This is a genomic window from Pedobacter sp. (genome assembly GCF_031119335.1).
Classification (GTDB): domain Bacteria; phylum Bacteroidota; class Bacteroidia; order Sphingobacteriales; family Sphingobacteriaceae; genus Pedobacter.
This window is the reverse complement of sequence record NZ_JAVHXT010000005.1, coordinates 220602-247584: the sequence shown is the minus strand read 5'-3', so window position 1 is coordinate 247584 and position 26983 is coordinate 220602. Positions and strand designations below refer to the sequence as shown.

At 38.1% G+C, this 26983-nt stretch carries 28 protein-coding genes and 2 tRNA genes; 14 read left to right on the top strand and 16 right to left on the bottom strand.

Features of this window, described 5'->3' with window-relative positions:
* The first annotated feature begins 18 nt into the window (after positions 1-18).
* Positions 19-783 carry an ABC transporter ATP-binding protein gene (locus REI64_RS08060; protein WP_308849597.1) on the top strand — a complete coding sequence of 255 codons (765 nt, stop codon included), beginning with the start codon at positions 19-21 and terminating at the stop codon, positions 781-783.
* Between the two features lie 35 nt (positions 784-818).
* Positions 819-1910 carry an ABC transporter permease gene (locus tag REI64_RS08055; protein ID WP_308849596.1) on the top strand — a complete coding sequence of 364 codons (1092 nt, stop codon included), beginning with the start codon at positions 819-821 and terminating at the stop codon, positions 1908-1910.
* A 36-nt stretch (positions 1911-1946) separates the two neighbouring features.
* Here the strand turns inward: REI64_RS08055 and REI64_RS08050 are convergent, their stop codons facing one another.
* Positions 1947-2543, bottom strand: coding sequence for an RNA polymerase sigma-70 factor (locus REI64_RS08050; RefSeq protein WP_308849595.1), 597 nt, complete (start codon positions 2541-2543; stop codon positions 1947-1949).
* Positions 2544-2760: 217 nt separating this feature from the next.
* On the opposite strand from REI64_RS08050, the gene REI64_RS08045 reads away from it, so the two are divergent.
* Positions 2761-3189: a hypothetical protein gene (locus REI64_RS08045; protein WP_308849594.1), complete on the top strand. Its 429-nt coding sequence runs from the start codon at positions 2761-2763 to the stop codon at positions 3187-3189.
* A 300-nt stretch (positions 3190-3489) separates the two neighbouring features.
* Here REI64_RS08045 and REI64_RS08040 read toward each other — a convergent pair.
* Both REI64_RS08040 and REI64_RS08035 read right to left on the bottom strand, forming a co-directional pair.
* Positions 3490-3561: transfer RNA gene (locus REI64_RS08040), tRNA-Glu, on the bottom strand.
* Positions 3562-3589: 28 nt separating this feature from the next.
* Positions 3590-3666: transfer RNA gene (locus REI64_RS08035), tRNA-Met, on the bottom strand.
* Positions 3667-3778: 112 nt separating this feature from the next.
* Here REI64_RS08035 and era point away from each other — a divergent pair.
* From era to REI64_RS08020, 3 genes are all read left to right on the top strand, one after another.
* On the top strand, positions 3779-4657 hold the full coding sequence (gene era, locus REI64_RS08030; protein WP_308849593.1) for a GTPase Era: 879 nt from the start codon (positions 3779-3781) through the stop codon (positions 4655-4657).
* A gap of 174 nt (positions 4658-4831) precedes the next feature.
* A complete protein-coding gene (gene der / locus REI64_RS08025; protein WP_308849592.1) occupies positions 4832-6133 on the top strand; it encodes a ribosome biogenesis GTPase Der in 1302 nt (433 codons plus the stop codon).
* A gap of 41 nt (positions 6134-6174) precedes the next feature.
* On the top strand, positions 6175-7179 hold the full coding sequence (locus REI64_RS08020) for a YpdA family putative bacillithiol disulfide reductase (protein WP_308849591.1): 1005 nt from the start codon (positions 6175-6177) through the stop codon (positions 7177-7179).
* 26 nt (positions 7180-7205) lie between these two features.
* Here the strand turns inward: REI64_RS08020 and REI64_RS08015 are convergent, their stop codons facing one another.
* Genes REI64_RS08015 through REI64_RS08000 form a run of 4 tightly spaced genes read right to left on the bottom strand, consistent with a single transcriptional unit; the run spans position 7206 to position 8911 of the window.
* Positions 7206-7607, bottom strand: coding sequence for a glyoxalase (locus REI64_RS08015; protein WP_308849590.1), 402 nt, complete (start codon positions 7605-7607; stop codon positions 7206-7208).
* An 11-nt stretch (positions 7608-7618) separates the two neighbouring features.
* Entirely contained in the window at positions 7619-8065 is a 447-nt protein-coding gene (locus tag REI64_RS08010; protein WP_308849589.1) for an SRPBCC family protein, read from the bottom strand.
* Positions 8066-8095: 30 nt separating this feature from the next.
* Positions 8096-8467: a DoxX family protein gene (locus REI64_RS08005; protein ID WP_308849588.1), complete on the bottom strand. Its 372-nt coding sequence runs from the start codon at positions 8465-8467 to the stop codon at positions 8096-8098.
* 21 nt (positions 8468-8488) lie between these two features.
* Positions 8489-8911, bottom strand: coding sequence for an SRPBCC family protein (locus tag REI64_RS08000; protein ID WP_308849587.1), 423 nt, complete (start codon positions 8909-8911; stop codon positions 8489-8491).
* 139 nt (positions 8912-9050) lie between these two features.
* On the opposite strand from REI64_RS08000, the gene REI64_RS07995 reads away from it, so the two are divergent.
* The 5 genes from REI64_RS07995 (at position 9051) to fabG (ending at position 13810) form a co-directional block, all read left to right on the top strand.
* Positions 9051-10028 carry a helix-turn-helix domain-containing protein gene (locus REI64_RS07995; protein WP_308849586.1) on the top strand — a complete coding sequence of 326 codons (978 nt, stop codon included), beginning with the start codon at positions 9051-9053 and terminating at the stop codon, positions 10026-10028.
* A gap of 309 nt (positions 10029-10337) precedes the next feature.
* Entirely contained in the window at positions 10338-11213 is an 876-nt protein-coding gene (locus REI64_RS07990; RefSeq protein WP_308849585.1) for a carbon-nitrogen hydrolase, read from the top strand.
* Between the two features lie 111 nt (positions 11214-11324).
* Positions 11325-12398 carry an agmatine deiminase family protein gene (locus tag REI64_RS07985; protein ID WP_308849584.1) on the top strand — a complete coding sequence of 358 codons (1074 nt, stop codon included), beginning with the start codon at positions 11325-11327 and terminating at the stop codon, positions 12396-12398.
* Positions 12399-12577: 179 nt separating this feature from the next.
* Positions 12578-12877: a GIY-YIG nuclease family protein gene (locus REI64_RS07980; RefSeq protein ID WP_308849583.1), complete on the top strand. Its 300-nt coding sequence runs from the start codon at positions 12578-12580 to the stop codon at positions 12875-12877.
* Between the two features lie 189 nt (positions 12878-13066).
* On the top strand, positions 13067-13810 hold the full coding sequence (fabG, locus tag REI64_RS07975) for a 3-oxoacyl-[acyl-carrier-protein] reductase (RefSeq protein ID WP_308849582.1): 744 nt from the start codon (positions 13067-13069) through the stop codon (positions 13808-13810).
* A 483-nt stretch (positions 13811-14293) separates the two neighbouring features.
* Here fabG and REI64_RS07970 read toward each other — a convergent pair whose 3' ends face one another.
* Positions 14294-15031: a L,D-transpeptidase family protein gene (locus tag REI64_RS07970; RefSeq protein WP_308849581.1), complete on the bottom strand. Its 738-nt coding sequence runs from the start codon at positions 15029-15031 to the stop codon at positions 14294-14296.
* A 225-nt stretch (positions 15032-15256) separates the two neighbouring features.
* Here REI64_RS07970 and REI64_RS07965 point away from each other — a divergent pair, with 225 nt between their 5' ends.
* Entirely contained in the window at positions 15257-17341 is a 2085-nt protein-coding gene (locus REI64_RS07965; protein WP_308849580.1) for a hypothetical protein, read from the top strand.
* Positions 17341-17952: a trimeric intracellular cation channel family protein gene (locus tag REI64_RS07960; RefSeq protein WP_308849579.1), complete on the top strand. Its 612-nt coding sequence runs from the start codon at positions 17341-17343 to the stop codon at positions 17950-17952. Before REI64_RS07965 ends, REI64_RS07960 begins: the two co-directional genes overlap by 1 nt.
* 392 nt (positions 17953-18344) lie before the next feature.
* Here the strand turns inward: REI64_RS07960 and REI64_RS07955 are convergent, their stop codons facing one another.
* From REI64_RS07955 to REI64_RS07940, 4 genes are all read right to left on the bottom strand, one after another.
* Positions 18345-19850, bottom strand: coding sequence for a succinate CoA transferase (locus REI64_RS07955; RefSeq protein ID WP_308849578.1), 1506 nt, complete (start codon positions 19848-19850; stop codon positions 18345-18347).
* 69 nt (positions 19851-19919) lie between these two features.
* Complete coding sequence (locus REI64_RS07950) at positions 19920-20753, bottom strand: AraC family transcriptional regulator (protein WP_308849577.1); 834 nt, start codon at positions 20751-20753, stop codon at positions 19920-19922.
* An 87-nt stretch (positions 20754-20840) separates the two neighbouring features.
* Complete coding sequence (locus REI64_RS07945) at positions 20841-21140, bottom strand: hypothetical protein (RefSeq protein WP_308849576.1); 300 nt, start codon at positions 21138-21140, stop codon at positions 20841-20843.
* A 64-nt stretch (positions 21141-21204) separates the two neighbouring features.
* Positions 21205-21918 (bottom strand): pirin family protein, encoded by a 714-nt coding sequence (locus REI64_RS07940; RefSeq protein ID WP_308849575.1) that lies wholly within the window; start codon positions 21916-21918, stop codon positions 21205-21207.
* A gap of 197 nt (positions 21919-22115) precedes the next feature.
* On the opposite strand from REI64_RS07940, the gene REI64_RS07935 reads away from it, so the two are divergent.
* Positions 22116-23258 (top strand): putative sensor domain DACNV-containing protein, encoded by a 1143-nt coding sequence (locus tag REI64_RS07935; protein WP_308849574.1) that lies wholly within the window; start codon positions 22116-22118, stop codon positions 23256-23258.
* 3 nt (positions 23259-23261) lie between these two features.
* On the opposite strand, the gene REI64_RS07930 is transcribed toward REI64_RS07935, so the two are convergent.
* The 4 genes from REI64_RS07930 to proB all read right to left on the bottom strand — a co-directional run bounded on the left by REI64_RS07930 (position 23262) and on the right by proB (position 26688).
* Positions 23262-23423, bottom strand: a complete 162-nt coding sequence (locus REI64_RS07930) for a hypothetical protein (protein ID WP_308849573.1) — start codon at positions 23421-23423, stop codon at positions 23262-23264.
* Positions 23424-23649: 226 nt separating this feature from the next.
* A complete protein-coding gene (locus REI64_RS07925; RefSeq protein ID WP_308849572.1) occupies positions 23650-24888 on the bottom strand; it encodes a glutamate-5-semialdehyde dehydrogenase in 1239 nt (412 codons plus the stop codon).
* A gap of 96 nt (positions 24889-24984) precedes the next feature.
* Complete coding sequence (locus REI64_RS07920) at positions 24985-25590, bottom strand: hypothetical protein (RefSeq protein ID WP_308849571.1); 606 nt, start codon at positions 25588-25590, stop codon at positions 24985-24987.
* Between the two features lie 18 nt (positions 25591-25608).
* The gene (proB, locus tag REI64_RS07915; RefSeq protein WP_308849570.1) at positions 25609-26688 is read right to left on the bottom strand and encodes a glutamate 5-kinase; all 1080 of its coding nucleotides are present in this window, start codon (positions 26686-26688) and stop codon (positions 25609-25611) included.
* Positions 26689-26983 lie beyond the last annotated feature (295 nt).

The following is a 26983-nucleotide window of genomic DNA, read 5'->3' as shown; positions in this document are numbered from 1 at the left end:
CTTCTTATTTTTACATCAATGACAAACAAACGATCAATTATCAGCGTAAGTAATTTAGTGAAACACTATGGCGAGTTCAAAGCCGTTCAGGGGCTTTCGTTCGAGGTTTACGAAAATGAAATATTTGGATTGTTAGGTCCAAATGGAGCAGGAAAAACTACTACTTTAGAAATTATAGAAACTTTACGCGATAAAACCAGCGGCGAAGTTTTGGTAGATGGTTTAAATGTAGATACTGATGCCAATGCCATCAAACAAATTATTGGTGTACAATTGCAAGCTGCGGGTTATTATCCGAATTTAAATTTGGTAGAACTTTTAGATCTTTTCGCTGGACTTTACGGGGTTAATGTAACTCCAATGGAAATGCTGGCCAAAGTAAACTTGCAAGACAAAGCCAAAGCCAAGTATAAAGAGCTTTCTGGTGGACAAAAGCAACGTTTTTCTATAGCCACAACCTTAATCAACTCGCCCAAAATTGTTTTCTTGGATGAACCAACTACAGGCTTAGATCCGCAAGCTCGTAGAAATCTTTGGGATTTAATTAGTGAAATCAGAAATAACGGTACTACGGTGGTCATCACTACACATTATATGGATGAAGCCGAACAATTGTGTGATCGAGTAGCTTTCGTAGAAGCAGGAAAAATCATTGCCTTAGATACGCCAGATCAATTGATAGATAATCTGATTGCAAGCGGTTTCGAACGTAAAAAAGAAGTAAAGGCTGCCAATTTGGAAGATGTGTTTATCAATCTGACAGGCAAAGAGTGGAGAGAGTAATTTAAGTTAAAAGTAGAAAGTTAAAAACATTGCACATGTCGCAACCTTACAATCATACAAAAGCCACATTGGCCTTAGCAAAAGCAAGTTTCAGGTCAATTACCCGAAGCCCTTCTGCAGTAATATTTACTTTGGCGTTTCCTCTAATATTCATTATCGTTTTCGGTTTTATTGGAGGCGGCGGTATGAAATTAGATGTAGCCGTAGCTCCAGGATCAGATTTGCAAAATCCTGTAATTGCAGCACTAGAAAAAACAGGCGTAATTCGCTTAACCAAAAACGATACTCAAGAAAATATTGATAAAAACCTTGAAAAAGGAGCTTACGATGCTTTGATTAGCGTAGAGAAAAATCCGAACGGTTTGCCGGCGTACTTTACAAATGTGAAATACACATCAGCTTCGCTAACTAATGGAAATGTATTGAAATCGGTGCTGAACGACTTGACGCATCAGTTGAATACTGTAAACCAAAAACCTACAGTTACCGAAATTAGAGCTACAACTATAACAGGTAGGCTACACCGAACTATCGATTTTATCTTGCCTGGCCAATTGGGCTTCTCGCTATTAAGCACAGGCGTTTTCGGTACCGCTTTTATTTTCTTTTCGTTAAGGCAAAACCTCGTAATTAAACGCTTTTTCGCTACTCCGGTTAGGCGTTCAAGCATTGTCTTAGGAGAAGCTATCGCTCGTATCGGTTTTGCCTTGTTAGGAGCTTTATTTATCATCATTATAGGTCACTTTGCCTTCAATTTTACGCTCATCAACGGCGTGGTTACCGTACTTAATATGCTTGTCCTGTCTACCATCGGTATCATCGTTTTTATGGGTTTTGGCTTTGTGGTTTCGGGTTTGGCAAAAAGCGAAAGCACCATTCCGCCTATCTCAAACATCATCACCCTGCCACAGTTCTTACTGTCGGGTACCTTCTTTTCTATCAACGCATTTCCGGTTTGGTTGCAGCCAATTAGCAGAGCATTGCCGCTTACTTACCTAAACGATGCCATGCGTAAAGTAGCTTTCGAAGGCGCTAATCTTTGGGATGTAAAACAGCAGATTTTAATTATGTTGTTTTGGGGTATAGGTATTTACGCAGTTGCCGTAAAAACTTTCAAATGGGAATAAAATTTTACACTGCTTTTAATTACTTAACCTTCAATATTAGCTTGCGTTTATAGTAGCCGATAGCGCAAAAGCTAATGTGATAACCAATCCTATATCTCCCTGGATATCCTTGTTGGCCTTCTTTAAGTGTGATTTAATAGTGTTTTCGGAGAGATTTAGCTTTTGGGCGATTTCCTTATTAGATAAACCATCTTGTCTGCTCAGTTTAAAAACAATTTGACATTGTGGGGGCAGTGATTTAATGGAGGTATCTATTCGTTGCTGCAACTCGCGAACAATAAGTTGATGCTCAGGAGAAACATGGTTTACATTGGTCTCTGGCATATAATTTTCGCTCTTTAAACGTTGGCGATACCTACGCTCTAAGATGTTAAAGGCTTGGTTTCTTATAGCCCGAGCTAGATAATTCGAAAGATCATTTTTGGAGAGGGAAAAATCTGATCGTAATTTCCATAGTTTGTAAAACACATCTTGTACACATTCTTCGGCTTCTTCCTGATTACCAACACGGTTGTAAGCAACAGCAAGCATTTTGTCCCAATATCTATCGTAAATTTCTTGCAACACACGTTCGTCTCCACTTTGCATTAGCAGCACCAACTCTTGATCAGCGTGTGATTTGTATTGCCTCATAATCTCCTAATTACAAATATATATAAAATCCACCTTTTTATTTTTTTGGTGGTTTTAATAAATATTGTACAATGTCTTATGGTTGTTAATAATTATAATTGTACAAAATATGCGCAGTTATTTATATGGTAAGAATCGGTGGTGACTGATTGGCTGTTTAGGATTGGATCCGCATTAGGTGGTAATTATGGTTTTATGACCTAAGGAAAAAAATGATATGATTAGAAGTTCAAAAAAGTTGCCTCTGCTTTATCTTTTAACGGCAATATCGTTTTTATTGATATACCATCATGGTGATAAAATTAGCGTGTTTAATTTTATAGCTATTCCTTTTTATCTGTTAGCCATTATAGAGGGGCAACTTGGAATTCTTGGCCTTAATATGCCAATATTCTTACAAATTGCAACAGACATCATTATTGTAGGTGCGTTGATATGGTCGGTATATTATTTGATGTCTAAAGGGATAAACGAAAGACTAAATTCAAAAACATTCCCAATTATTAGCTTATTAATCATGATTGCATTTAGTTTGTTTATGCTATTCCGACCAAATTTAGCCGTAAGCACATTGATCACAACAATCATCTTTTTGTCTTTTGCGGCAATAAGCTTTGTTGCAACAATTTCGCTGAATAAAAACTAATCGTTGCTTTATCAGCACCTAATTCAACAAAGATATTTGCCATTTAAGAAGCTGTTTAATTTTTTTTGCAGAAAATACGGTGTTATGTTGAGCTTCCCGAGATTTCGTGACAAGTATTAGAAATATTCTTCATCAAGTAGCCTTTAACAGGCTCAGGCTGACAAGTAAAAAGTTTCTTATATCCCCAAGAAAATTTGTCTTTTGAAACGGTTAGCCGTATATTTTATTGGAAGGGTTTGCAGGATTAGTGAAACTGTATAAAATAAAAAATCCCACTCTACTTTCGTAAAGTGGGATTTGTAGTCCATAGGGGAATCGAACCCCTGTTTCCAGAATGAAAATCTGGCGTCCTCACCCCTAGACGAATGGACCATTTTCAACCTACTATTGTAGGTCTACTTGGGTAGCGGGGACACGACTCGAACGTGCGACCTTCGGGTTATGAGCCCGACGAGCTGCCAACTGCTCCACCCCGCACTCTAAACAATTCAATTTTTCCTGCTTAATCCAAACACAGGTTGTTTCCGAATTGGAATGCAAAGATATAATTCGTTTCTTTGTAACGCAAATTTTTTTTAAAAAATATTTTATGGCACATAAAGCAGGTTTCGTTAGTATTATTGGAAAGCCTAATGTAGGCAAGTCTACATTGATGAATGCATTGGTGGGCGAGAAGCTCTCTATCATTACTCCAAAGGCACAGACTACCCGCCATCGCATATTAGGCATTGTAAACGAAGAAGATTTTCAGATTGTATTTTCTGATACGCCAGGGGTAATTAAGCCTAAATATGGTTTGCAAGATTCCATGATGACTGCAGTAGGTGGAGCTTTGCAAGATGCAGATTTGATCTTTTTTGTAACAGATATACATGAGCGCCACGATGAAAATGATGTGCTAGAGAAAATAGTGAACACTAAAATTCCCGTTATAGTTCTAATTAATAAAGTAGATAATGCCAAGCAGGAAGAGGTATTGGAAAAGACAAAATATTGGCAAGAGAAATTAAATCCAATGCAGGTTTTTGCTATTTCTGCATTGCACGGTTATAACTTGGCAGGTTTACTGCCTTTAATTTTAGATGTTATTCCAGAGCATCCAGCTTATTATGATAAAGAAGATTTAACCGATAGGCATGTTCGTTTCTTTGCGTCAGAAATTATTCGTGAGAAAATCTTTAATAATTATCAGAAAGAAATTCCTTACAGTACCGAAGTGATCATTACCGCTTTTAAGGAAGAAGATAACATTACTAGGATAAGTGCGGAAATTATTGTTGAACGCGACTCTCAAAAAAATATCCTGATAGGGAAAGGCGGCGCAAGTTTAAAGAAAGTGGGAATGGAAGCCCGTAAAGACATCGAAAAATTTATTGATGGCAAAGTGTTTCTAGAAACTTTCGTGAAAGTAATTCCAGATTGGAGAAGCAAGAAAAATTATCTGAAGAACTTCGGTTACGAGGGGTAAGTAGTTGCTAAAGAATTGATGTACACTTATCTAGTACATTGCCCTTTAATCAAAAAATAAAGCGTACCTTTGCGAGTTCAAACCCAAATACGGGTGTTGCACCTATTTACGGTTTTATCTTTTTTAGGCAATGGCCATCAAATCTAAAACCGTAATTCAAAAATCGTAATTCAAATGAGTAATATTATAGCCATAGTAGGTAGACCAAACGTAGGCAAATCAACACTTTTTAACCGCTTAACCGAAAGTCGTAAGGCTATTGTTGATGATTTTAGTGGCGTAACCAGAGACAGACATTACGGCAAAGCCGAGTGGACCGACAAAGAGTTCACAGTAATTGATACAGGCGGTTACGTTGCAAATTCAGAAGATTTATTTGAAGTTGCCATTCGCGAGCAAGTGGTAATTGCCATAGAAGAAGCTACGGTAATTGTATTCATGGTAGATGTGACCACCGGTATTACCGATCTGGATGATGACATTGCAGATTTACTGCGTAAAGGTAAAAAGCCTGTTTTTGTAGTCGTAAACAAGGTTGATAATACTGCATTAGAAAATGAGGCTTCTATTTTTTACAGCTTCGGTTTGGGCGAAATCTATACGATCTCTTCTATGACTGGCTCTGGAACTGGAGATTTGTTAGACGAAGTAGTGAAGCACTTTGAAGATGTTGTTGAAGAAGAAAATACCTTGCCTAAAATTACCATTGTAGGTAGACCAAATGTGGGTAAATCGTCTTTAATTAATGCTTTAATTGGCAAAGACCGAAATATTGTAACACCAATTGCAGGTACCACAAGAGATTCTATCCATATCCATTACAACCAATACGGTCACGAATTTATGTTTATCGATACCGCCGGTTTACGTAAAAAAACCAAGGTAAAGGAAAACATCGAGTTCTACTCGGTAATGCGTACCATTAAGGCATTAGAAGATTCGGATGTAGTAATGCTGATGTTGGATGCCCAAGAAGGAATTGAAGCGCAGGATATCAATATTTTTCACTTAGCAGAGAAGAATAAAAAAGGTATCGTAATCTTGGTAAATAAATGGGATTTGATTGAGAAGAACGACAAAACCATGAAAGCGTTTGAAGAGCAGATTAAACAAAAACTGCAACCATTTACAGACGTGCCTATTCTTTTCATTTCTGTATTGAACAAACAACGTATTTTCAAGGCGATAGAGACTGCCCTTGAGGTTCAGAAAAATAGAGGTAAAAAAATTCCTACATCTAAACTTAACGATGTGTTATTGCCGATTATCGAGGCTTTTCCACCCCCAGCAACCAAAGGTAAGTTCATTAAAATTAAGTACATCACCCAAATTAACGGAGTGGCGCCAATGTTTGCTTTCTTCTGTAATTTGCCGCAATATATTAAAGAGCCTTATAAGCGTTTTATCGAGAATAAACTCCGCGAAAACTTTGATTTTGCGGGTGTGCCCATTCAAATTTATTTTAGGCAGAAATAGCGGTTGCCCGCATTAAGGGGTGTTAGGCGAAGCAATCTCTAATGAAAGGTTTTAGAAAAAGTATTTTCTTGGCAACAACAGAAAACCAACATTTCGATGTCTTAATTATCGGAGCTGGACCCATAGGTTTAGCCTGTGGTATCGAAGCGCAAAAAGCAGGCAAAAGCTATGTCATTATTGATAAAGGAACATTAGTAAACAGCCTTTATAATTACCCCGCTTTCATGACTTTCTTCTCCACTTCCGAACGTTTGGAAATAGGAGGAGTGCCTTTCATGAGTATCAGTACTAAACCTAATCGTAACGAAGCATTAGAGTATTATCGTCGGGTTACAGAGAAATTTCAGCTCAATGTACGGTTGTTTGAGGAAGTGTTGAATTGTAAAAAACAAGAAAGTGGTTTATTCCAAGTAGCGACTTCTAAAGCCAATTACGAAGCTGAGAATGTAATTGTTGCCACAGGTTTTTACGATGTGCCAAATTTGATGAATATTCCAGGTGAAGATTTACCAAAAGTTGTTCATTATTACAAAGACCCACACTATTATGCGTTTAGCAAAGTTTTAGTGGTTGGTGCTAACAATTCATCTGTAGATGTTGCGCTGGAAACGTATAGAAAAGGCGCCGAAGTAACTATGGTCATCCGTGGGAGTGAAATGGGACCAAATGTAAAATACTGGGTTCGTCCCGATATCGAAAATCGGATTAAGGAAGGTTCCATTAAAGCTTATTTCGAAAGTAACTTAAAAGAGATTAAAGAACATTCAGTAATCATTACTACGCCAGAAGGTGAAGTTGAAATTGAGAATGATTTCGTTGCTGCGATGACGGGATATCAACCCAACTTCGAGTTTTTAGAGAAGTTAGGTGTTACTTTGGATGAAAATAAGGTGCCTAATTACAATCCAGCAACGATGGAAAGCAACGTACAAGGTTTATACTTAGCAGGCGTAGTGTGCGGCGGCATGGATACGCACAAATGGTTCATCGAAAACTCTCGTGTGCATGCAGAGCAGATTATGAAAAATATTGTAGGTAAAAGCTGATTTTTGAAATGGATATAATTTGACCATTAAACTCCTAATACCCATCTTACCCCAAAAGCATCGGTAATTTCAATGAGCTTCGGTTCTTCATTCTGCTTAATAAAACGCTGTGCTTTACCTACCTCCAATTTTTGAACTAGTTCATCCCTGTCATGAAAATTCTTACAATGTAAATAGACTGCTATATAATTGCCAAGTTTTCTTCCCTCATTATGAACCAAATCGGATCCACGAATGACTACTTTGTCTGAAACTAAATAGCCACTTACCACGGGAGTTCCAGAATATCCTTTTAATTCTTTTTCAAAAAGGTCAAATTGTAACAGGCCTCCAAAACAGGTTTGGTAAAATTTGAGCGCCTGTTTACAATTTCCCGAAAATGTGATGAAAATAGCACTAATTAGCTTTTCATGAGAATGTTCGGTCATAAATGGTTTAATTAGGCATCTGGAATTTCAGGTTCTACCAATTTCATCAATTTTTCAAGCGATTCTTGCCAACCCAAATAGCACATTTCAGCCGGAATAACTTCTGGAATTCCTTCCTGTATTACTTTAAGTTCGGTGCCTGCTATCACTTTTTTAAGCCAAACTGTAGTAGTTATTTCTCCTGGTAAATTAGGATCGTCAAATCTATCACTGTACTTAATCAATTCATTGGTTTTAATTTCCAGATATTCTCCGCCAAAAGAATGTCCGTTGCTGGTGCTAAAGTTGATGAAAGTCATCTTAAATTGACCGCCAACTTTAAAATCCATTTGTTGCACGGTACATACAAAACCGTAGGGTGGTAACCAGGTAGCATGTGCAATAGGATCTGAAAATGCCCTAAAAACTTTTTCTGGACTTGCCTTAACTACTCTATGTAAAGAAACTGAGTTTGCCATTTTATTTAAAATTTAATTGATAAATAGATTTTACTTGCGCTGTATTTTATGATGATAAACGTAAGATATAATTAAGAGTGCTAACACAACCAGTGGCATAAGCATAAAACCTATGTTCTTATCCACACAAGCGTGGCTAATAAAAGCGAAAATTAAACTAAATGCTAAACCTGCATATGCCCATTCTTTTACTCTAGCGGGTGTTTTAGGGAAAGATATAGCAATAACACCAAGCACTTTACAGATGATAAGCGTATAGGCGAAATAATCGGGATAACCTAAAGGCTTGGTGCCCATATTTACGTATTCTGGAGTAAAAAGTAAAGTGCCTAACGGCATAACACCCTCCCAAAGGACGAGGATGGAAGTTACCACCCAAAAAATTATTTTATTCTTCTTCATTTTATTAAAATTATTTGATGATTAATTATTTGTTTCAACATATTTTACAAAGTTATTTAGTATAGCTTGCCATCCTTGTTTTTGAAATTCAGGATCATTCTCATTTTCAGGATCGAAAGTAGTTTCTATAATCGTTTTATCATCCTGTGCTGTAAATATGGTAGTAGCGCTCCTTCCATCCGCCATAGTATAAGTGATTTCTTTATATGGCTCTACAGTATTGTAAATGCCCTCAAAATCGAATCCAAAGCTGCCATCCTTAGCTTCCATTCTGTTTTTAAATTTACCGCCTACCTTCAAATCGTTTTCACTGCTTGGTGTATGCCAGCTCGGATCTGGTGTATTCCATTGCATAATATCAGCGGGGGTATTCCACGCTTTCCAAACTTTCGCAACAGATGCATTCGCTGTCGCTTCTACCGTAATTCTTGTTTTTTGTGACATTGTTATTGGTTTTAGATTACAATCATTTAACTATCCAAAGTTATAGCGAAAGGAAAAATCATAGCGGTTGTAAAAGCGACAACGTTAAGGGCGAATTATGACAAAACAATTTCCTAGCTTTATGGCAAATGAATTTGATATGAAAATTTCAGTCTTTGTACCTGAGCACGGCGTAATTGAGGCTATTACGCCGCCATTTAGGAGTTTCCATACAGCAAATGAATTTTTGTCAGCATTTGGCAGGCAACCAATTTTCGATGTGGAGTATGTTGGCTTAAATGAATATGTGCCGGCTAACAATGGCGAATACACCATAAAAACTAATAGGTTATTAAAAGATGTAAGCAAAACAGATCTACTTTTTATACCTCCCACGTTTGGCAGTACCACTAACGGCATTGTCGCCAATGCTGAAGCAATTCCATATTTCAAAAAACTACATGAAAATGGATCGAGCTTAGCCAGTTTGTGTATAGGAGCGTTTTTGTTAGCCGAAACGGGATTATTGGATGGAAAGAAATGCTCTACGCATTGGGCCCATATTAGCGAGTTTAGAGAACGCTACCCAAATGTGGAAGTAGAAGATGGAGCAATTATTACCGAATATGATAATATTTACAGCAGTGGGGGCGCAAGTAGCTTGTGGAATTTAGTTTTATATCTGATTGAGAAATTTGCTGATAGAGAAATAGCGGTTATGATTGCGAAATATTTTGCCTTAGATATTGGTAGGGATAGCCAATCTCAATTTGCCATATTTAGAGGTCAAAGGAACCATAATGATGCGGATATTCAAAAGGTACAGGATTATATAGAAAAACACTATGATGATAAAATTACGATAGAAACATTAGCTAGTTTAATTAATGCCGGTCGTAGAACTTTTGAAAGACGATTTAAAACAGCTACCAACAATACACCTATAGAATATATACAAAGAGTAAGGATAGAGGCGGCCAAGCTTTCGTTCGAAGCTTCTAGAAAAAATGTATCGGAAATTATGTTTAATGTAGGATATACGGATACGAAGGCGTTTCGAGATATCTTCAAGAAGATTACAGGTCTTACCCCAATAGAGTACCGGAACAAATTTGCTAGAACGTCAACGGAGGTTTAGCAGCACACTTAAATATTTGCCGATTTGAAGTGCCTTTCGGCAATAAACGGGATTGCAGCGGAAATATCCCGATTTAAGCATCTGTTCTTATCTTTTATTGGCATGCTTGCTTGTTGCACAGGTTTCATCGGGAATTGTAGCGTAAAGCCCGGCTATCGGGAGTGCCTTACGCAAGCTCTGCTTTTCTAAAAAATATCGGCGTTTTTGCCTAACTTTGCGGCTCGAAAATGGTTTAAAGTATAAGGTTGGGGTTTGAGCATCATGCCTCAAATCTCATCCCGATAATTATCGGGACTCAAATCTAAAAATATGAGCAAAGTAAAAGTAGGAATGGTACAGATGACCTGTACTGCCAATAAGCAAGAAAATTTAGATAAAGCGATTGCCGAAGTGCGAGTAGCAGCTGCAAAAGGCGCTCAAATTGTGTGTTTGCAAGAGCTTTTTACATCGCTTTATTTCTGCGATGTGGAGGATTATGATAACTTCGATTTGGCGGAGAAAATTCCTGGCCCATCTACAGATGCTTTACAAGCGGTAGCTAAAGAATTAGGTGTGGTAATTATTGCATCTTTATTCGAAAAACGTGCGGAAGGTTTATACCATAATACCACTGCAGTTTTAGATGCTGATGGTTCTTATTTAGGTAAATATCGTAAAATGCACATCCCTGATGACCCTGCTTACTACGAAAAATTTTACTTCACGCCAGGCGATTTAGGTTACAAAGTTTTCAAAACTAAGTTCGCTACTGTTGGTATCTTAATTTGTTGGGATCAATGGTATCCAGAAGCATCTCGTATTACTGCTTTGATGGGTGCTGATATCATGTTTTATCCAACAGCTATTGGTTGGGATACTACACAAGACGAAGAAACCAATCAAGATCAGTACAATGCTTGGCAAACGATCCAACGTTCACATTCTGTTGCGAATGGCTTACCAGTAATTAGCGTGAACCGTGTGGGTTTTGAGCAAGAAGGAAGAATGAAATTCTGGGGTGGGAGTTTTGCAACCAATGCTCAAGGTAAATTATTGTACTTGGCATCTCACGATAAAGAAGAAACAACGGTAGTAGATATCGACTTGAAACAAAGCGATTATATCCGCAAACACTGGCCGTTCTTGAGAGATAGAAGAATTGATAGCTACCAGCCAATTACGAAGAGATATATAGACGAGGATTAAGCTTAAAGCGAAAAGCTGAAAGACTAAAGCTAAAAGTAATTCTATTCAAAAGTGTCATCCTGAGCTTCCCGATTTCCGGGGCAAGTAGTCGAAGGATTTATTAAAAATACAATGTCAATTAAAGTGATAAAAACTTCTGAACAACCAGAGTTTGATAATTCTCCAAAAAAACAAGGTTTTGCATTTCCAGCAGAGTGGGCTAAACACGAAGCAACTTGGTTAAGCTGGCCTCACAAAGAAGCTTCTTGGCCAGGAAAAATTGAAACTATCTACCAACCTTATTGCGAATTCATTAAGCTAGTTGCCACTGGCGAAAAAGTACGCATCAATGTTAAAGATGAGGCAATGAAGGCTTTTGCTACCGCCGAGTTGGAAAAAGTGGGCGCCGATTTAAGCCAAATAGAGTTCTATTTTAACGAAACTAACGATGCTTGGTGCCGTGATCATGGACCAGCTTTTGTGGTGAAAGGGAATGAAAAAGCGGTAGTAGATTGGGGTTACAACGCTTGGGGAGATAAATATCCTCCATACGATTTAGACGATGTAGTGCCGACCAAAATTGCAAAGCATTTTAACTTGCCTTTGTTCACTCCTGATATTGTAATGGAAGGTGGTTCGGTTGAGTTTAATGGTGCAGGAACCATTTTAACTAGTGAAGCTTGCTTGCTGAACGAGAACAGAAATCCGCATTTAAACAGAGAGCAGATAGAAACTTATTTGAAAGAGTTTTATGGTGCCGAGCAGATTTTATGGGTTGGCGATGGCATTGTAGGTGATGATACGGATGGACACATTGACGATATCACCCGTTTTGTAAATGAAGATACGGTGCTAACGGTAGTAGAAAGTAATCCGCTGGACGAAAACTACTTGCTGTTAAAAGAAAACTTGGAGCGTTTGAAGGAAATGACTTTGCTAGATGGTAGAAAACTGAACATTGTACAGTTGCCAATGCCATCGCCAGTAATTTACGAAGACACTCGCTTGCCTGCTTCTTACGCTAATTTTTACATTGCTAACGCTGCGGTAATTGTGCCAATTTTCAATGATGTAAACGACCAAAAAGCTTTGGATATCATTCAAGGTTGTTTCCCTGGTAGACCCGTAGTTGGTATCAACTCGGTAGATATCATTTGGGGATTGGGCAGTTTCCATTGCTTAAGTCAGCAGGAGCCAGCGGTTTAGTTGGCAGTTAACAGTTAAATATCCACTGCCTTTGTCATCCTGAGCTTGTCGAAGGATAGTTTAGCTAAAGGCTTTGACAAGCTTAGCCTGACACCAAGGGGTAAACCAATTCCGAAAATACATGTCATCCTAAGCCTGTCGAAGGATAAATAAACAAATAATTAAATTGGTTAGAAAGTATGCCAAACATCCGAAATTACTTCGTTTACATATTAGAATGTGCTGATGGAAGTTATTATGTAGGTGTGACTAATGATTTAGAAATCAGAATTGAGCAACATAATAGCGGTTATAATCCAAAGGCGTATACTTTTACTCGGCGTCCTATAGTTCTCAAATATTATCAACTATTTACTTTAATAGAACAAGCAATAGCATTTGAAAAACAATTGAAAGGTTGGAGTAGAAAAAAGAAAGAAGCACTTTTTAATGAAGATTGGAACGAAGTAAAAAGATTATCCAACCTTAAAAAGAAATAATAACTTTGTGCAAATTGTCTTCGACGACTTATTTCACGATACCAAGGATTAAAGCATTTCCGTAAATAGGTGTCATCCTGAGCCTGTCGAAGGATATCAAAAAGGTAAATTTTAAGTCTAGAGTTAGTCTTCGACAAGCTCAGACTGACACAAACGGAAGAATAAATACAACTTTACAACATTTCATAAATGAAATTACTAGAAGGAAAAACAGCACTAATCACAGGTGCATCAAAAGGAATAGGTAGAAAAATTGCAGAAGAATTTGCAAAACAAGGTGCTAAAGTAGCTTTCACTTATCTATCATCAGTAGAAAAAGGACAAGCGTTAGAACAAGAATTACAGGCCTTCGGTACACAAGTAAAAGGTTACCGTTCCGATGCTTCGAAATTTGACGAAGCAGAGCAATTAATCAACGATATCGTTGCTGATTTTGGTGCTTTGGATATCGTAGTGAACAACGCAGGTATTACCAAAGACGGTTTGTTGATGCGTATGAGCGAAGAAAACTGGGACGATGTGATTAATGTGAACTTGAAATCTATCTTCAATGTTACTAAAGCTGCTTCTAAAGTGATGATGAAAGCTCGTAAAGGTGTTTTCATTAACATGAGTTCCGTAGTTGGTGTACAAGGTAATGCTGGCCAGGCTAATTATGCGGCCTCAAAAGCGGGTATCATCGGTTTCACTAAATCGGTAGCCAAAGAGTTGGGTTCTCGTAACATCCGTGCAAACGTGGTTGCTCCAGGTTTCATCAAAACCGAAATGACTGAAGTTTTAGACCCTGCAGTAGTAGCTGGTTGGGAAAAAGATATTCCATTGAAACGTGCTGGCGAAACAGAAGATATTGCTAATGTTTGCGTGTTCCTAGCTTCAGATATGAGCGCTTACGTAACCGGACAAACGCTTTCTGTTTGCGGTGGAATGCTGTAAAATAGGAATAAGGAATTAGGTAAAAGGTGCAGGGTTTAGGCTTTGCGCCTTTTTTATTTACTGCTCTCTTTGAAAGTGAAAGCTAGTAGTTCTTAGCTTCTGTAGCCCCGCTTTTCATTGCAACAAATTCTTTTATCCCGAAAACGGGAAGAATTTGTTTCATTTCAATCGGGCTTATTTAACAAGGGCTTATGCACAAAACTTCTATTCGAAACATATGCCACTGCTGTTCGACATTTGTACGTCCGAAGAGTGGATAGAATTTTGATTTATTTGACTAATAAAGCTTTGGAATATGCAATCTAGACTTTTGCTAGCGATAGCGCTTATATCTCTCCGTTCAGCTAATTTTCGGTCTCTTATTTTTCGGGTAGCATTAGTAAGCCAAAACATTTACTTTAAAAGAAAAATAAGCAACCGAGAGTTTTTGTTACTTTTTGCGGTCAAAAAGTAAGAGCCCAGCGGCGGCGAGCTAAAAAAAAATTACTTCACAACATATTTCCCACCAACCTGCGTCACCTTTGCCATCATTTTATTCTTCTCAAAGTCATCAAAGCCTGGCTGCAGGGTATTCCAAAAAGCAATATGCTGGGGGAATTGTTTAGCATAATTATCAAAATTTACCTTTGTCATTCTAAAAGGAAAAATATTTACAAGAATATCTTTTTGACCATTATTCCTCGCTTCCACGGCTAGAATATATACTTCCCTGATTTTATCATCAGTTAGAGGAATGCAGCCAATAGTTACACAATCACCATGAATGTAAATATCACCACCTGTTTTTCTATCTTTTCCAGTTCTCGCTTTGTCCACAGTATTCGGATAATCAACACCCAAAGAAAGATGGTACAAACTCATCGGGTTAAACACATTTATTTTATAGAAACCTTCTGGAGTTTGCAAATCACCCTCAATTACTTTCGGACCTAAAGTGCCAGATTTTGAACAAGCATTGTAAGTTTTAAAAAGAGTGAATTTATCTTGCTTTGTAGTCTTTAACCAAATTTCAACTTTTCCTTCAGCTTTGTAGGCATTCATTAGCATTTCAAATCCATTACCAAAACCAGCTTTTTGTAGGTCTTTTTCTAAGGATGCCCATTTTAAATCGTAAGCAGTTCTTACACGTTCAAATTTTAGTTGTTGCTGTTTAAAGCCTTTTTGTGCGTGGGCTGTTAAGGTCATTGTTGCTAATGAGATAAGGTAGAATAAGCGTTTCATATAAATAGTTTGTGTATGCAAATTACAAATTTTGGTTCATTAGTCATTTGTTCATCAGTTCATTTTCAATTTAATAATTGAAGACTAATTATTGGAACATGCCCTTTTGGTCATTAGTCTTTCGCCTTTAGCCTTTCACCTTTAGTCTTCTTATTCTTTAGTCTTTAAGCTTTCACCTTTAGTCTTTGCTCTTTTAAATAAATATAGCATCTTTACAATTAGCGTATGAATAGTTTCTTTTCGTTTTCTACATTAATTATTTTGCTTACTTGCCTTGCTTTAGGAGCAGGTTATGCTTGGGTTTTATATGGCGCTAATAAAAATCTTGATAAAAAATTAAGAAACATTTTAGTTGCGGTTCGCACTTTAGCTGTGGCAACTTTGGCCTTCTTGCTATTTGCGCCTTTGGTACGTCGCATTAGCCATACGCCCGAAAAACCGGTAATCATTATTGCTAACGATAATTCCATTTCGGTTAAAGCCATCCAACCATCGGGTTTCGACTCCAAAAAATATGAGCAAGATTTAAAGCAGCTAGCCGATAAATTGAGTGAAAAATACGAAGTGAAAACCTACAGCTTTGGCGACAGTGTAAAACAAGGCCTATCGTTTACAGGCGACGACCAAATCAGTAATGGAACTGCATTGGTAAGTCAACTAAATGACGAATTGCTAAACAGAAACGTTGGTGCTATCATCATGGCAAGCGATGGCATTTTCAATCGTGGTGGAAATCCGATTTACGAACTGAATAAAATAAAAGCACCAGTTTACACCATCGCCATGGGAGATACCATCCCGAAAAGAGATGTATTGGTAGCGAACGTAAACTACAATAATATCGTTTACCTCGATAACGAATTTACTTTAGATGTACAGTTACAAGCCTTCGAAAGTAAAGGTGAAAATGTGAGGTTATCGGTATTAGAGAACGGCAAGCAAGTAACGGAACAATCTCTAAATATTGGCAGTGCCAGTTTCGTGAAAGATGCTCAAATCAAGCTAAAAGCAACGAAAGTTGGTGTGCATCGTTATACGGTAAATGTATCAGAAGTTAAAAATGAAATCACTACCAAAAATAACAGCCAAACTATTTTTGTAGAAGTAATTGATGGACGCCAAAAAGTTCTGTTAGCTGCTGCTGGTCCTCATCCAGATTTGGCAACATTTAAACAAGCCATCGAACTAAATAAACACTATGAAGTAAGCAAAGCAATAGCTGAAGAATTGGAAAGTGTAGATGTAGCTAAATTCAGTTTGGTGATTTTATATCAGCTACCAGCTGCAAATTACTCTGCAACATCTTTAATCAATAAGTTAAAGCAACAAAAAATAGCAACTTGGTTTGTTCTAGGTGCGCAAACGAATTTACAAGGTTTTAACCAGGCACAAACACAATTAAATTTTACCCGACCAAATGGAAGTTTACAAGATGTATTTCCGTATTACGACAATAATTTTACCACTTACAACTTAAATACAGATGCCCTAAAACAACTGGACGGTTATGACCCGCTGCAAATTCCTTTCGCCAACATGATGATTAAAGGAAGCTACACTGCAGTGCTTAACCAGCGCATTGGAAAAGTTAATACCCAAAGTCCGTTGTTGTTTTTTGCAGAAGACAATGGCAAAAAGACTGGTTTCTTAATAGGAGAGGGCATTTGGAAATGGAAGTTAGAGGAAGCAAAAAACGAAAATGCTTATCCTTTGGTAGCAGAGCTGATTTCGAAAACGGTGCAATATCTTTCTGTGAAAGATGATAAACGCAAGTTTAAGGTTTATACAAATAAAAGCACGTTCGAAGAGAATGAAAATGCAGTACTTAATGCAACTTTGTATAATGATGCTTTTGAGCCTGTAAATGCCTCCGAAGTAAAAATACAAATCAAAAATTCGGAGGGTAAAGCCTACAATTATACTTTCTCAAAAATTGGAAATGCTTACGCTTTAGATGCTGGAGCTTTGCCGAAAGGGAATTATACTTACACCGCTTCTACCAGTTTGGGCGATAAGAAATACACCGCCAATGGTGCGTTTTACGTAAACGCCGTGATTACAGAATATCAACAAACTACAGCAAATCATCAATTATTAAATACCATAGCGCAACAAACGCAAGGTAAAATGTATATGCCAGCGTCATTATTAAGCATAGCGGATGATTTGGAAAAAAGCGGACAAGTAAAAACCATCACGTACGAGGATAGAAGGTATGAGGAAATGATTAACCTCAAATGGATTTTTGCTGCTATCTTAGTATTGTTGAGTATCGAATGGTTTTTTAGAAAACGTAATGGTGAAGCATAATGAACTTTAACACCACCGAAATTATTGAGGTACTAGGAACTATTTCCTTTGCCATTTCTGGCACTTTCGCTGCAGTACAGAAACGTTTAGACCCTTTTGGTGTTTTGATTATCGCTTTCGTTACTTCAATTGGCGGTGGTACGGTCCGTGATTTGCTTTTAGGGGATACGCCCGTAGCTTGGATGCGTGACGTAAACTACTGCTTGCTCATTTTAGTCACTTCCATTCTTACCCTCTTCTTCAAGCATCAAATTAAAAAATTTAAAGTAACCTTGTTCCTTTTCGATTCGCTTGGCTTAGGTTTGTTTACCTTGGTTGGTGTGCAAAAAGGCATCGTTTTTGGGTTAGAACCTGGTATTTGCGTTGCTTTAGGAACCATTACTGGCTGCTTTGGTGGTATCATCAGAGATACTTTACTCAATACCATTCCATTAATTTTTAGAAAGGAAATTTATGCTACAGCCTGTATTGCAGGTGGCATATTATATTTCGGGTTATTGGAATTAAGCCTAAAAGCTGATATCGCTAAAATTATCGTTATCACTTTTATTGTGACCCTAAGAATTATAGTAGTGCGCTACAAGTTGGCATTGCCTAGGTTTGGATATTGATTTAACCAGCTGTTGTTTTTTTATTGCTGTAAAGGTTTAGCAATTCGGTTACTCAACCTTCAAAAAATTGTTGCTAAATACTGTGAATTGTTTACGTTTTTCGTTGGATTTCAGTTGTTTAACGTCGTTATTCCGAGGCATAGCCTGTTCCGATTATTCGGAGAAGCAATCTCCAACCTAAAAGCTCAAAAATGTTTCTAATCCGTCATTTCGATGAGGAGGTACGACGAAGAGAAATCTAGCTCCTTTATGTATCAATTATCTACACAAAATTTTTTAGCACTAGTTTCATTGCTTTAGATTTAACTTCGTTGATTTTCAATTCTCCTCATATTCTTTCTCGCAATGACGAGGTTAATACCATATTCACCTTAAATACTACTATTAGTAAGTTATACCATCACTGCCTTTTTCATGCTGCCCGTTTCCCTTAAGGATGTATGCCAACTGAATGCTTCCTCCAAAATATGGGGTGTTTGTCCGCCACGTTCTGCACAAGCTCTGTCAAAGTAGCTCTGCATTTCTTCCTGATATTCTGGATGTACACACTTGTCGATGATGACTTGGGCTCGCTGTCTTGGTGCCAAGCCCCGCAAATCTGCCAAGCCACGTTCGGTTACAATAATATCCACGTCGTGTTCACAATGGTCAACATGAGAAACCATTGGCACGATACAAGAAATTTTATCGCCTTTGGCAACCGAAGTAGTTACAAAAATGCTGAGGTAAGAGTTACGGGCAAAATCTCCCGAACCGCCAATACCGTTCATCATGTGTGTACCACTTACATGGGTAGAGTTTACGTTGCCGTAAATATCGCATTCCAATGCAGTGTTAATGGCAATAATCCCCAACCTCCTAATTATTTCTGCCGCATTGCTGATATCTTGCGGGCGTAACATTACCCTGTTTTTGTATTTGTCGAAATCTCCAAAAATTCTATCGTAATACTCTTGAGAAACAGTGATAGAAGAGCCCGAAGCGAATAACAATTTGCCCGAATCCAATAAGTCAAAGGTGCTATCTTGCAGTACTTCAGAATACATGGTCAAATCTTCGAAATCGCTATGCGTAAAACCCGTTAAAACAGCGTTGGCTACCTTACCAATCCCGGCTTGTAGTGGTAAGAGCGATTTGCTTAAATTTCCTTTGGCTACCTCTCTGTTAAAGAAATGGATTAAATGGTTGGCAATGGCAGTGGTAGCTGCATCTGGGGCTTCAATTTCTGCAGGACTATCCGTTTTCTGCGTAATTACGATACCAACAATCTTATCAGGATTAATGGCAATACAATCTGTTCCCACTACAGAATTTGCCTTCGTAATGGGTATTGCTCTTCTGCTTGGATATTCGCCGGTAGAAAAAATATCGTGCACCCCTCTAATGGAAAGTGGAACCGATAAATTAAGTTCGATGATTACTTTTTCTGCCAAAGCGGCGAAAGAGGCAGAGTTTCCTACTGATGTAGTTGGAATAATACTGCCGTCTTCCTCTATTAAGCAGGCTTCTAATACAGCGATGTCAATTTTAGGGAAGTTGTTGGCTCTTAATAAATTCGCCGTTTCTCCCAAATGTTGGTCAATAAAAAATACCTCGCCTTTATTAATGGCCTTTCGCATAATAGGATCCACTTGAAAGGGTAAACGTAGGGACAGCGCATTGGCCTCTGCAAGGGCGCCATCCGTTCCTTGTCCCAAAGATGCGCCGGTCATTAATGTTACTTTTAAAGGGTCAACTTTAGCTCGCTCTGCCAATGCCATTAATACGGCTTTGCTATCTCCGGCTTTGGTAAAACCGCTAGATGCCACAACCATTTTATCTTTAAACAACATTGCCGCCTCTTCTGCGGTAATAATTAGCTGTTCTAATTCTGTTTTTCGTATTCTATTTTCGTACATACTATTTGGCAATTAACAAATGTATGGGGTATTGATTTTGGCTACTTATCATTTAAAGACAAAATATTATTAAATTATGCCAAATCTGGTTTTAAATTTAAGCCTTCTTTTCGCATAGGCTGATGGGCTGGAGCCCATTACCTTTCGGAAGGTAGCGCTAAAAGTTGGGATGCTGTTATAGCCCACCAATGTAGCTACTTCTTTAATTTCCATCTTATGATCTAACAACAATCTTAAGGCTTTTAGCATACGCTGGATGGTATGGTATTGCACAAACGACATTCTGATGTTGCTTTTGAAAAGTCTTGATAAACTACGTTCGCTAAAACCAAAACGTTGTGCAAGTTGGGGTAATAGAACACCTTCTTGCATAAATTCTTCCATGTAATGAATAACCTGTGCTAAACGTTTGTCGGTTGGGATAGGCAACATCAACAATAGCTGATTTTGGCTTAGTTGCGGTAAAATCAACCTCAAAGCAGAAACAAAACCGAATGCGGCTTCTCGCTCTCGTTCTGGCAAAATATCTCCATCCCATTGGCGAGTAAAAACCAGCATTTGTAACAGCAGTTCATTTACTGGATAAATACCTGCTTGGGCAGAAAAACCTTCATCGCTTTGCGTTTTAGGGAAGTAAAGGTTGCGCATGGTTACAGCATTAGAACCTGGATGAATGCTGTGTTCCAGTCCGGCGGGTATCCACATGTAATGCCTAGCTGGGAGGAAGTAAGTAACATCTTGAATTTTTACGTGAACCAAACCGCCTTCTGTGTAAAGCAGTTGATCTTTAACGTGTTGGTGAGGTCTGATCCCGTCTTCCCCCATCAAATCGTGCATGCAATAGATGCTGTCGGGTAGTATGTCAACTTCTGTGAGGTAGTAATCTTTAGCAATTTTAGCCATAGAATTTGCGCATTAATCAATCATCCAAAAGTAGATACGCAAATTAAGGGGAAACGTTTTGGCAGTCAACCCATAAAATGATTTTAATCACTTCTTTGCCAATGCTTGATAAATTTCGGCGTAAAGCAAGCCGCTTCCGCCGCCATAGTGTTTTACTATAGGGGTTTCAGTTTTTAGTTTTTCGATGTGGAGTTTCAGCACATCTTCATGTTCTTGGCCAATTCCCGAACCTATCAATATAACGTCGTAAGTTTTGGCGTAGCAATGTTCTAATGCATCATTAAGTGATAAGGCAACAGAAGCTTGCCAATCTTCCATTTTGTCGATTAAGCGTGCTATTGTTGCTGCAATAGGTTGGTTGGTGCAAACTATTAAGATATTTGTCATTTGCTAAATTTTTAACCACATAGACACATAGATTTTTTTAGCCTATGTATCTATGTGGTTTATTTTAAAACTTCATCGGAACTTCCATAATTAAAAACTCTGCATCGGTACTTGAAGTAATTTCAAATTTATCGGTATCCCAAATTCCAAAACCATCTCTAGTATCAACGTTCTGGCCATCTACTTTAATACTTCCTTTGAGTACAAAAATGTAAGCGCCATTTCCCTCTTTGTGCAAATTGTAGGTTTTAGCTGTTGCTGCATCAAACCTGCCCATGTTAAACCAAGCATCTTGGTAAATCCATACACCAGCATCATCTGCATTAGGCGAAAGTATTTGCACAAATTCGTTTCTGGTCGTTGCATCAATCGTGATTTGGTCGTAACGAGGTGTTACATTTCTTTTGTTAGGGAAAACCCAGATTTGTAAAAACTTAGCAGGATTTGCCGCATCAGGATTGTACTCTGAGTGGTAAACACCAGTTCCAGCGCTCATCACCTGTATTTCTCCAGATTTGATGGTTGCAGTAGTTCCTAAACTATCTTTATGCTGTAATGCTCCTTCCAATGGGATAGAGATAATTTCCATATTATCATGAGGGTGTTCACCAAATCCCATTCCGCCAGTTACGAAATCATCATTCAATACTCTTAATGCACCAAAATTGATGCGTTCTGGGTTGTAATATCCAGCAAAGCTGAAAGAGTGAAAGCTTTTTAACCAGCCATGGTCTGCGGCTCCGCGGGTGTTGGCTGTGTGTAATACGGTCTGTGCCATAATTTTTTCTCCTTTGTTGATACAAATTTACGGTGGTTGGTTGAGTAATAAATTGATGTAGGATAAGAAAGGAGTGAAGGTTGAAGGTTTCAGCACATTCATCATAGTAAATTCATCTTTTTTGCAGATTTGTAGGCTTGAGCTTGTTTACAAGACTAAAATTGTAATTTGCAGAACCAAATAGATAACTTAGGAACATGATTAATCGGGCTACTTACCAAGCGGCGCAGCTAGTTGCAGCTACTATAGAAACACACTTTGCCGAGCACTTGGCAGAAGCTAGCGCAAAAGGCGAACTTGATTTAGCACCACAGCCGCCAGCCCGAGTAATTGAAGCTATTTTAGATGCTGCCTTTTGGAGCAGCTTGAGAAAAGAAGAAGGCCATTCGCCCAAAATTTCCATCGCTTTTTTACCGCCGGAGCAGGCAACTAAACCATTGCTTTTTAAACAAAATTTACCATTAAATCCAAATGTATTAACCAAGTTGGCACCAGGTGTAGAGCGAGGAGGTATTCATATTGGCGTATGGCACGATGGTTATGATCTGCACGTTTGGGGAACTACTTTAAATATCCCGAATTATTGTTTTGTGGTTGATGTTTCGGAGCCGGCATTGTTGGTGGTTAAGCACCGCCGAATGGCTGGTTTTGGCAAATTTACCAACGTTGCAGTTCTAAAGGGCGATCAAATTAAAATTGTTAATGAAAATGCACCAAAAACTGGCGAGTGCCCAAGTATTTTGATGTCTTTACTCGATTTAACGGCAGAAAGTTATTGGAGCGATACGGCAAATATCCTTATACAATTGTCGGTTTCTATGCGTGCGCATGGAAGGGGTGGTGCGGTATTAATGGTTCCGCAAGATACAGAAGATTGGAAGCGGTCGGTAATTCATCCTATTAGCTATGCTTTAACACCACCATTTAAGGGTTTGGCCGATTTGGTAAGAAAAGATAGGGACGATGCCAGTGAGATTTTTTGGCAAACAGCATTAAAGAGAGAAATTGATCATTTGGCGGGACTAACCGCGGTAGATGGAACCACCATAATTACAGATGAATATGAGTTGTTGGCGTTTGGAGCTAAAACCGGGCGAGCAAATAGCAGCGAGCATATTCATCAGATTTCTTATACCGAACCGATTAATAATGCAGAACCGGTAGTGGTACATCCCGCAAAAATTGGTGGCACCAGACATTTATCGGCAGCGCAGTTTATTTTCGACCAACGTAATGCCTTAGCTTTGGTTGCATCACAAGACGGGCATTTCACTGTCTTTAGTTGGTCTAAATCATTAGATATGGTACAAGCACAACGAATTGATGCGCTATTATTATAGAATTTAGGCAGTAATTGCAGCAAAGGCAATGGTGCCTATCAACATGATTAACATTACAATTCGATCGGCTATTACTCTTTCTTTAAAACTAGAGGGTTTAACTACTTTTTTCTCACGAGCGTTGTAGAATGCAGCTGATGTAGATTGTTGTATGTTTGCTATCATGGCTTTTCCTCCTTTATATTTGATATATGAACAAAGACAAAGCCAAAAAGATGTGGAAATGTGAATAAATAGTATTTCGTTACAAATTAAATTATAACTACGTATAAATCCCAGAATGAATTAAGCATTTATACTTGTTTTAGCTTGATAGTCAAGGTGTTTTTATGTTGCAGATTGTCCATATTAGCTACAGCCTGTAGTTTTTTTGAAACACCTTTTATAACGATTAATTCCTTACTTGTCCGTCGCCTGTTACCAACCATTTATAACTCGTTAGTTCTTCTAAAGCCATTGGCCCACGGGCATGTAATTTTTGTGTGCTGATACCTATTTCTGCACCTAAACCAAATTGTGCCCCATCGGTAAAAGCAGTAGAAACATTGGCATATACCGCTGCAGCGTCTACTTGGTTTAAAAATAAAGCGATATTCTCCGCATTTTCAGAAATGATGGCTTCACTGTGCTTAGAGCTATAGGTTGCAATATGATCTAAAGCTTCGTCGATGTTTTTTACTACTTTGACTGCCAGTTTTAGAGATAGAAATTCGGTGCCGAAATGTTCTGGTGTGGCTTCGTGCAAAAGCGTACTTGGGTAAGTATCTTTCAGCAAAGCATAGCTGATTTCGTCCGCATAAAGTTCCACTTCTTTTTCTGCCAAAGGCGATAATAAAGTAGGAATATCTGTTTTGCGGTCTTCGTGTATTAAAGCACAATCTAAAGCATTGCAAACACTCACTCGTCTGGTTTTCGCATTGGCTATGATTTGCTGCCCTTTTTCTAAGTTTGCCGAAGCATCAAAAAATGTATGGACAATGCCAGCTCCAGTTTCTATCACTGGAATTTTGCTGTTTTGACGTACGTAGTTAATCAGCGATTGGCTTCCCCTTGGTATCAATACATCTACATAACCAACTGCGTTGAGTAATTCTTCAGTAGCATTTCTATCTGCTGGCAATAATGTTAGTACGTCTTTATTGATTTGATGATTTGCTAACACATCGTGGATGACTTTTGAAATTGCCAAGTTCGAAAATTCTGCATCGCTACCACCTTTTAAGATAGCAACATTTCCGGTTTTGAAGCATAAAGCAAACACATCTACAGTAACGTTTGGTCTGGCTTCGTAAATTACGCCAACTACACCCAAAGGCACCCGCACTTTTTTAATGTTGAGGTTGTTTGGTAAAGTACGGTCGTTAATGATATTTCCTAATGGACTGGTCAAAGTAACCACATTTCTCACATCTTCGGCAATGGCTTTGATACGCTCTGCAGTTAATTGCAAACGGTCGTATTTTGGGTCAGCCTTGTCCATTCTGTCTAAATCCTTTTGGTTTTCGGTAAGGATAAAATCAGTGTTTTTTACTAGGGTATCTGCTAAACTGCTAAGCACCAAATTAATGGTTTCATTGTTTAGCGTAACGATGTTTCTAGTGGCTTGCTTTGCTTGTTCGAAATGGTTCATGTTTTAGTTGGGATGTTGTAAAGTTGAAGGATCGTAACTTGTGCAAGCGGCACTTGCATTATTAAAGGTATGGGGGTAGATGCCTTTTTGTCAAGTTTAAAATGTGAGTTCTCCTTTTGGCTGATGCATATTATTAATAGCAAATTGTATAGCCTCTTTTATCTTACTATCGGATTGTTCATTTAGTTCTTTTTGTAGTAGAGGAACTAATCTTTCGTCTCTTGTGTCTAGCGCAATATTTGCAGTCTTAATTCTTATCTTTTTACTCTTGCTTTTGAATGTAAAAATGAATAACTCTGTCAATTCAGCTATAGTGAGATTGTCAGATATACAATTCAATAGTCTTTCAATCGTTTGGGAATTTGCAGTTTTTATAAGTTCTATAAGTCTAAATTTAGCGTTATCAAAATGATATGAAAGTAATTGTAATTTAGTTGTTGTGGGTTCCCATATTCCGCTTGCACCAATCTCAATAGCATTAATAAAATTGTCAAGTTGTTTGTCTGTTAAAATCCCTGTTTCTATTACATCAATAAAGTCTTTTGCAACTTGTCTTAGTAAATTGGCATCAGTTTCTAAGTCTCGTTTAGAATACCTTTTATTATCATATACCCAACGCTCAATACTCTTGTATACTGTTTCGATGTCAAATGAAAAGAGTGTTGGTTTGTTGTCTGCTGTTAAAGAGTGTGATTTTGTCATAAAATATTGCATAACGATTTATATCGTAGAATAAAAATAATCGTAATGTACTAGGGGTTTTTGGTTTTTCTGCCCTATGCGTTCTCTCGCTTTGTCAGAACCATATTTTGCAATGCCTAAACCAATCAGTTTTTCATCTTCATCTAATATTTTAATGATATCTCCTTTTAGAAAATCAGCTTTGATGGCGATGATACCAACGGGTAATAAACTGGTGGCTTTGCCTGAAGTCAATACCTGTTTAGCACCGTTATTAAGTTGTACTATACCCGTTGCTGCGGTTTCGGCATGGGCAATCCATTTCTTTTGCCCCGATTTAATTTTATCTGCAACGAAGTGGGTATGAACAACTTTTTTCGCTAATAAATCGGTTAATACATTATCGTTTTTACCATTGGTGATATGTACGTTGATACCTAATTTAGCCGTCTTTTGTGCGATGGTAGATTTGGTAATCATGCCGCCTCTGCCAAATTGAGATTTGCCAGTACTTACAAAATTGCTCAAATCGGTTAGTGTTCCAGTTACTTTCTCAATCACTTTGGACGTTTCTAGTTTCGGGTCGCCATCGTAAATACCGTTTACATTAGAGAGGATAAACAAAGCATCGGCATTCATCATGGCGGCGATTAACCCAGCAAGTTCGTCATTATCGGTAAACATCAGCTCGGTTACAGAAACCACATCGTTCTCGTTTACCACCGGAATTACATCATTTTGCAGCAAAATTTGCATGCAGTTTTTCATGTTCAGGTAATGCACTCGGTCTCTAAAATCTTCTTTAGTAACCAACACTTGTGCGCACTGAATTTGATGTTTATCGAAATAACCTGCATAGGTGTTAATCAGTTTTACCTGACCAATAGCAGCTAATAATTGACGGGTGGCTACGGCGTCTTGCTTTTCGGAAACTTTGATTAAACTACGTCCAGAAGCTACCGCTCCCGATGAAACTAAAATAACTTCGATACCTTTTTTCTTAATTGCCGCTAGTTGGTCTACTAAATGGGCAATTCGCTGATTGTCTGGTAAACCGTTGGCTTGTGTAATTACATTAGAACCTATTTTAACAACTATTTTTTTGTACTGTAATGCCATTGCTTTGTTTAGAATTGCTAATCTACCAAATAAGTAGTGTTTTTCATAGGAATTGGTTGTTTGGTTGTTTTTTGTTTGGGGTTTTGGAGTTAAATGCTTTAATAGGTGCGTCATTGCCAGTTCGACTTGCAATCGTGCTTTAGATTGTGTTTTTTACGCGTTGGCGAGGACGCCAACGCCTGCAGCAATTTATCGGTTAGCTTCTGGTTTCTCTTGTTGGCGTCCCCGCCAACGAGTATTAAATTTAACCGTAAACCCTTTCTGCCTGTCGGCATCTATTGGTAGTTGTTATTTA

Bases quoted from the DNA above. Each gene is read 5' to 3' on its own strand.
- REI64_RS08060 (WP_308849597.1), top strand. From the start codon at position 19: ATGACAAACAAACGATCAATTATCAGCGTAAGTAATTTAGTGAAACAC.
- REI64_RS08055 (WP_308849596.1), top strand. From the start codon at position 819: ATGTCGCAACCTTACAATCATACAAAAGCCACATTGGCCTTAGCAAAA.
- REI64_RS08050 (WP_308849595.1), bottom strand. From the start codon at position 2,543: ATGAGGCAATACAAATCACACGCTGATCAAGAGTTGGTGCTGCTAATG.
- REI64_RS08045 (WP_308849594.1), top strand. From the start codon at position 2,761: ATGATTAGAAGTTCAAAAAAGTTGCCTCTGCTTTATCTTTTAACGGCA.
- era (WP_308849593.1), top strand. From the start codon at position 3,779: ATGGCACATAAAGCAGGTTTCGTTAGTATTATTGGAAAGCCTAATGTA.
- der (WP_308849592.1), top strand. From the start codon at position 4,832: ATGAGTAATATTATAGCCATAGTAGGTAGACCAAACGTAGGCAAATCA.
- REI64_RS08020 (WP_308849591.1), top strand. From the start codon at position 6,175: ATGAAAGGTTTTAGAAAAAGTATTTTCTTGGCAACAACAGAAAACCAA.
- REI64_RS08015 (WP_308849590.1), bottom strand. From the start codon at position 7,607: ATGACCGAACATTCTCATGAAAAGCTAATTAGTGCTATTTTCATCACA.
- REI64_RS08010 (WP_308849589.1), bottom strand. From the start codon at position 8,065: ATGGCAAACTCAGTTTCTTTACATAGAGTAGTTAAGGCAAGTCCAGAA.
- REI64_RS08005 (WP_308849588.1), bottom strand. From the start codon at position 8,467: ATGAAGAAGAATAAAATAATTTTTTGGGTGGTAACTTCCATCCTCGTC.
- REI64_RS08000 (WP_308849587.1), bottom strand. From the start codon at position 8,911: ATGTCACAAAAAACAAGAATTACGGTAGAAGCGACAGCGAATGCATCT.
- REI64_RS07995 (WP_308849586.1), top strand. From the start codon at position 9,051: ATGAAAATTTCAGTCTTTGTACCTGAGCACGGCGTAATTGAGGCTATT.
- REI64_RS07990 (WP_308849585.1), top strand. From the start codon at position 10,338: ATGAGCAAAGTAAAAGTAGGAATGGTACAGATGACCTGTACTGCCAAT.
- REI64_RS07985 (WP_308849584.1), top strand. From the start codon at position 11,325: ATGTCAATTAAAGTGATAAAAACTTCTGAACAACCAGAGTTTGATAAT.
- REI64_RS07980 (WP_308849583.1), top strand. From the start codon at position 12,578: ATGCCAAACATCCGAAATTACTTCGTTTACATATTAGAATGTGCTGAT.
- fabG (WP_308849582.1), top strand. From the start codon at position 13,067: ATGAAATTACTAGAAGGAAAAACAGCACTAATCACAGGTGCATCAAAA.
- REI64_RS07970 (WP_308849581.1), bottom strand. From the start codon at position 15,031: ATGAAACGCTTATTCTACCTTATCTCATTAGCAACAATGACCTTAACA.
- REI64_RS07965 (WP_308849580.1), top strand. From the start codon at position 15,257: ATGAATAGTTTCTTTTCGTTTTCTACATTAATTATTTTGCTTACTTGC.
- REI64_RS07960 (WP_308849579.1), top strand. From the start codon at position 17,341: ATGAACTTTAACACCACCGAAATTATTGAGGTACTAGGAACTATTTCC.
- REI64_RS07955 (WP_308849578.1), bottom strand. From the start codon at position 19,850: ATGTACGAAAATAGAATACGAAAAACAGAATTAGAACAGCTAATTATT.
- REI64_RS07950 (WP_308849577.1), bottom strand. From the start codon at position 20,753: ATGGCTAAAATTGCTAAAGATTACTACCTCACAGAAGTTGACATACTA.
- REI64_RS07945 (WP_308849576.1), bottom strand. From the start codon at position 21,140: ATGACAAATATCTTAATAGTTTGCACCAACCAACCTATTGCAGCAACA.
- REI64_RS07940 (WP_308849575.1), bottom strand. From the start codon at position 21,918: ATGGCACAGACCGTATTACACACAGCCAACACCCGCGGAGCCGCAGAC.
- REI64_RS07935 (WP_308849574.1), top strand. From the start codon at position 22,116: ATGATTAATCGGGCTACTTACCAAGCGGCGCAGCTAGTTGCAGCTACT.
- REI64_RS07930 (WP_308849573.1), bottom strand. From the start codon at position 23,423: ATGATAGCAAACATACAACAATCTACATCAGCTGCATTCTACAACGCT.
- REI64_RS07925 (WP_308849572.1), bottom strand. From the start codon at position 24,888: ATGAACCATTTCGAACAAGCAAAGCAAGCCACTAGAAACATCGTTACG.
- REI64_RS07920 (WP_308849571.1), bottom strand. From the start codon at position 25,590: ATGACAAAATCACACTCTTTAACAGCAGACAACAAACCAACACTCTTT.
- proB (WP_308849570.1), bottom strand. From the start codon at position 26,688: ATGGCATTACAGTACAAAAAAATAGTTGTTAAAATAGGTTCTAATGTA.